Raw genomic sequence first — 4,473 nt, 5'->3', positions numbered from 1 at the left:
GCAAAGGTCGGCAGAAGCAGCCATTATTCGCCCAAACCGGCCCCCTCTGCTCGCACGCGCCAGCATGCACGGCACTTTCCACCCCTTGGGACTTTTTTGGGTACTTCTTCGCTACTCGCCAGGCCGTTTCTGCCTGGCCATCCGATATCACCGCATGACCGCACCGCCCGCCGCCCCGACCCACGCCGCCGCCCTCTCGCGCAGGGCCGCCATCGCCGCAGCGGCCCTGGGGCTGCTGCCCGTTGCCGGGGCACGGGCTCGCACCGGCGCGACGTGGCCGCCAGAGGGCACCTCCGACACCGCGGTGCAATTGGTGCGGTGGGTGCAGGGCACGGCCGACCACGGCGGCCTGCCGTTCGCCGTGATCGACAAGCTGGGCGCGCGCCTGCATGTCTTTGCCGCCGACGGGCGCTGGCGCGGCAGCGCGGCCGTGCTGCTGGGCTCCGCCCGCGGCGACGCCTCGGTGCCCGGCATCGGCGACAAGCCCCTGTCGAAGATTCGGCCCGAGGAGCGCACCACCCCGGCCGGCCGTTTCATCACCGAGCCGGGGCTGAACCTGCGCGGCGACGACATCGTCTGGATCGACTACGACGCCGCCGTGTCGCTGCACCGGCTGCGCAGCGTGAGCCCCGCAGAGCGCCGGCGCGAGCGGCTCGTGCATGGCAGCGCCGAGGACAAGCGGATTTCCTACGGCTGCGTGAATGTGGACGCGGCGTTCTACGACCGGCTCATCGCGCCCGTGTTCGGCCAGTCGGCGGGCGTGGCGTACATCCTGCCGGACACCTGGCCTTTCGCGACTGTTTTTGCGGCGGCCAGCGCTTATCCGTAAAGCGGCAGCGCCTGTCGGCCTCAAATGGCGGCGCGCTCCAGCCGGAACACCGGGCGGCGCTCGCCCACGGGCACGCCCCGTGCGCTCAGCAGCGGTGCGGCACGCCAGGGCGCCAATGCGGCGCGCTGGGCGGCATTCATCCAGCCCAGCTGGTCCAGCACCTCGACGGCGGCGGCGATCTGCGCGGTCATGTTGCCGTCCATGACCTTGAGCGCGAAGGCCTCGCCCCGGCTGCGGCTGCCCAGCACCTGCACGCCATCGGCACCCGTCTTGGACACCCAGTCGCCCCCGCCGGCCCGCATGAAGTCGGCATCGTGCCGCCCCGTGCCCGAGCCCAGCACAGGAAACGCCACCATGGCATCGGCCAGCGCCGCCAGGTGCGGGCCCAGGTCGCTGTCCTGCGGTGCTTCGCCGGCCAGCCGGGCGTAGCCCCGCGCCAGGTGCGCCAGCGGCATGGCGTAGTTGGGAGCCGAGCAGCCGTCGATGCCCATGGCCAACTCTTCAGGTGCGAGCCCTACGGCGCTGGCGACCTGCTCGCGCACCTGGGTCTGCAGCGGGTGCGTGGGGTCGGTGTAGTCGGGCAAGGAGAGGCCCTGCTGCACGCAGTACGCCACGAACCCCGCATGCTTGCCGCTGCAGTTGTGGTAGCGCTCGTCATGCACGGCGCCGGGCGCCAGCGTGCCCAGCCCGAGCGCCGCGAACAGTGGCACGTGGCAGCCGCAGCGCAGCACGGTGTGGGCCTGGCCCACGCTGTCGAGCATGCCCTGCACCACCTGCACGTGCTGCGCTTCGCCGTTGTGGCTGGCGCACAGCAAGGCCAGTTCGCGCTCGCCCCAGGCGAGGGCGTGCACGCCGCCGGACTGCAGCAGCGGCAGGGCCTGGAAGGCCTTGATGGTGGAGCGGGTGAACACCCGCGCGCATGGGTCGCCCACCTGCGCGAGCAGCCGGCCCTGCCGGTCCACCACGGCTACCGAGCCGGCATGCAGACTTTCGGGAATGCCGCCACGGGTGAGTTCGATCAACGGTGCATGGTGCATGGGGCAACTCGCTTTGGTTTGGGTGCTGGGCCTGCCCCACGGGCAGGCAGATGGAAAGATCCCGGTGCTGCCGCGTCAGTGCGGAAGCACGGTGCCGCCCGACACGCGAAAGCCCACCGTCGGCCCGCCGGCCACCTTGCCCAACGGCACCCCGAGGGCGATCACCCCCGTGCCATGCAGCAGGCAGGCGTCGCGGCGCAGGTTGACGACGGTGCTGCCGCCCCCGAAGTGCACCCAGGTGCCGAAGCTGCTGAGGTCGGTGAGCACGAAGGTGCCGTTGCGCCAGTCGATGCGGGCATGCAGGCGCGAGACCCGGGGGTCGCCCACATGCACCTGGGCCTGCGTGGCGCGGCCCAGGTGCACGGGCGTTTGCGTGGACAGGAAGGCGCGGTGCGCGCCGCCCCAGGACAATTCCAGGCAGGCGCTGCCGGAATCGAGCGGCATCACCGCGCTGGGCAGCGCCGCCTGCATGGTGACCGAATCGCCCTCCTCGCCATCGCGCCATTCGACCTGGTACATGACGATGGGCTCGGACCGCCCGCGCAGGTCCATGGCGCCCAGGCGCACGAACCAGGTGCCGTCCACCGCTCCCGCCTGCTCCACGGTGCTTTCGGTGGCCCAGATCTCGCGCGGGCCAGCACGCTCGGACAACCGGGCGGCCACGTTGACCGCGTCGCCGTAGCAATCGCCGTCCACCTGCACGATCTCGCCACTGGCCAGGCCCGCCCGCAGGTCGAGGCGCAGTTCGCGCGGCCAGGCGTGCATGCGGTGGTGGTGGCTGCGCATCATCGCGGCCATGGCGGCCACGCCGGCCGCGCCGTCCTCGAACACGCCGAGCACGCCGTCGCCCAGCGTCTTGACCACGCGGCCGCCATGGGTGGTGACGGTCTCGCCGATCCAGTCGGTCAGCTGGGTCACGGCGGCGGTCGCGCGTGCGTTGCCCACAGCCTCGAACAGGGCGGTGCTGCCCGCGATGTCAGCGAACACGACGGTGTGCACCGCGCCGCCCGTCATGGCGCGGCCTTCCGGCGAGCGCCTGGCCGCGTGGTGGCGCCAGGGCCTTCAAAGATCAGGGATGCGTGCACGCAACACGCGAACAGACGAGGCACGGAGGGGAAAGAATGGAAACGGAATGCAAATTATGGGGCCGGCTCGGGCGGCCTGCAGCGGGGCATGGAAGGTGGCCCCGCCCGCGTTCCTCAGTGGGTGTGGCCCCAGTACAGCAGCGCGTCGCGCCCCTCGACCGACAGCGACACCGTGGCGCCCACGGGCAGCAGCACCTTGGTGGCGACATGGCCGTAAGGCAGGTTGGTCAGCACCGGCGCCTTGATCTGCGTGCGCAGCCAGTCCACCACGCTCTGCAGCTTGAATCCCTTGTCGTGCGGTGCGAGCTTGTAGCCGGTGAACTGGCCCAGGATCACGGCCTTTTGCTGTGCCAGCACGCCCGCATGCACCAATTGCGTGAGCAGGCGCTCCACGCGGTAGGGATGCTCGTTCACGTCCTCGATGAAGAGGATGCCACCGCGCACCGCCGGCAGGTAGGGCGTGCCCACCAGCCCGGCCAGCACGGCGAGGTTGCCACCCCAGAGCTGCGCGTTTTTAACGTAGATGTCGCGCACCGCGGGCTGGCCGGCGGCGTTGGGCTTTTCGGCGTTCATGCGCCAGCCGCTGCCCTCGCCGTGGCCGGAGAGCAGGTCGTCCAGGCAGGCCAGCATGATGTCGTCGGGCTCGCCTTCCGGGCCCAGGTCTCCGCACAGCGAGGGGCCGGCCCAGGTGATGGCGCCGGTCTTGGCCAGCAGTGCGTTCTGGAACGCCGTGAAATCGCTCACGCCGACGAAGCGCGTGCCCCCCGCAACCGCCTTGGCCACCGCCTTGTAGCGGATGCCCGGCAGGATGCGGGTGATGCCATAGCCGCCGCGCGAGATCAGGGCCAGGTCGGCGCCGCTGGCCGCCGCGCGGTGGATGGCCGCCAGCCGGGTGGCGTCGTCGCCCGCGAAGCGCGTGTGCGTGGCCAGGGCATCGGCATCCACCTCGACCTCGTGCCCCAGGGCCTTCAGGCGGGCGATGCCGCGCTTGAACGCCGCCTTGTCGCGCACCGCGCCGGAGGGCGAGTAGATGTAGATGTGCCGGGGGCCGTGGTCGTGGCCGCAATGGGCGTGGTCGTCATGGGATGCAAGGGACAAGGCATTCAGGCCGCGCGGGCCTGCTCCGGTGGATGCGGTGTGTGCGCCGGTGCGGCCGGCGCGCTAGGGTCGGAAGTATTCCACAGCCCGCGCGGCGATTTCGGCGCCCTGCTCCGGCACGAAATGCCCCGCACCGGGCACTGCCAGCGGCGGCGGGCTGCCGCGCACCAGGGCCTGCAGGGATTGCATGGCCGCAGGGCCCAGCGCGGCGTCCGGCGCACCGGCCACCAGCAGGCTGCGGCCTGTCCATTCGCCCTGCCAGAAGCGGCGGGCCGCCAGGGCCATGAAGGCGCCCTCGGGTTCCTCCGGCACGGCCTGCGGCAGCGCCCGCAGCGCAGCGCGAAAACCCACATCGGGAAACGGCGCATCGTAGGCCGCCTGCGCCTCGGGAGTCAGCGGGCTGCCGGCCTGCGCCACCAGGCGG

Annotated in this window: 5 protein-coding genes; 1 reads left to right on the top strand and 4 read right to left on the bottom strand. The window is 71.7% G+C overall.

Annotated elements, in window-relative coordinates; genetic code table 11:
* Positions 1-154 precede the first annotated feature (154 nt).
* The gene (locus tag AC27IO_RS20950; RefSeq protein ID WP_498740564.1) at positions 155-829 is read left to right on the top strand and encodes a hypothetical protein; all 675 of its coding nucleotides are present in this window, start codon (positions 155-157) and stop codon (positions 827-829) included.
* A gap of 20 nt (positions 830-849) precedes the next feature.
* On the opposite strand, the gene AC27IO_RS20945 is transcribed toward AC27IO_RS20950, so the two are convergent.
* The 4 genes from AC27IO_RS20945 to AC27IO_RS20930 all read right to left on the bottom strand — a co-directional run.
* Positions 850-1,866 (bottom strand): asparaginase, encoded by a 1,017-nt coding sequence (locus AC27IO_RS20945; RefSeq protein ID WP_498740562.1) that lies wholly within the window; start codon positions 1,864-1,866, stop codon positions 850-852.
* 75 nt (positions 1,867-1,941) lie between these two features.
* On the bottom strand, positions 1,942-2,880 hold the full coding sequence (locus tag AC27IO_RS20940; RefSeq protein ID WP_284431236.1) for an adenylate/guanylate cyclase domain-containing protein: 939 nt from the start codon (positions 2,878-2,880) through the stop codon (positions 1,942-1,944).
* 185 nt (positions 2,881-3,065) lie between these two features.
* Entirely contained in the window at positions 3,066-4,049 is a 984-nt protein-coding gene (locus tag AC27IO_RS20935) for an LD-carboxypeptidase (protein WP_498740560.1), read from the bottom strand.
* Positions 4,050-4,112: 63 nt separating this feature from the next.
* The coding region (locus AC27IO_RS20930; protein WP_498740559.1) for an alpha/beta hydrolase family protein at positions 4,113-4,473 on the bottom strand (361 nt) is incomplete at its 5' end.

Source organism: Acidovorax sp. KNOB132, from assembly GCF_057541515.1.
The sequence above is the reverse complement of the archived record's forward strand: the minus strand, read 5'-3'. Positions and strand labels throughout refer to the sequence as shown.

What these genes read in the sequence shown, in the direction of transcription:
- AC27IO_RS20950 (WP_498740564.1), top strand. Translation starts at nt 155, where the DNA reads ATGACCGCACCGCCCGCCGCCCCGACCCACGCCGCCGCCCTCTCGCGC.
- AC27IO_RS20940 (WP_284431236.1), bottom strand. Translation starts at nt 2,880, where the DNA reads ATGACGGGCGGCGCGGTGCACACCGTCGTGTTCGCTGACATCGCGGGC.
- AC27IO_RS20945 (WP_498740562.1), bottom strand. Translation starts at nt 1,866, where the DNA reads ATGCACCATGCACCGTTGATCGAACTCACCCGTGGCGGCATTCCCGAA.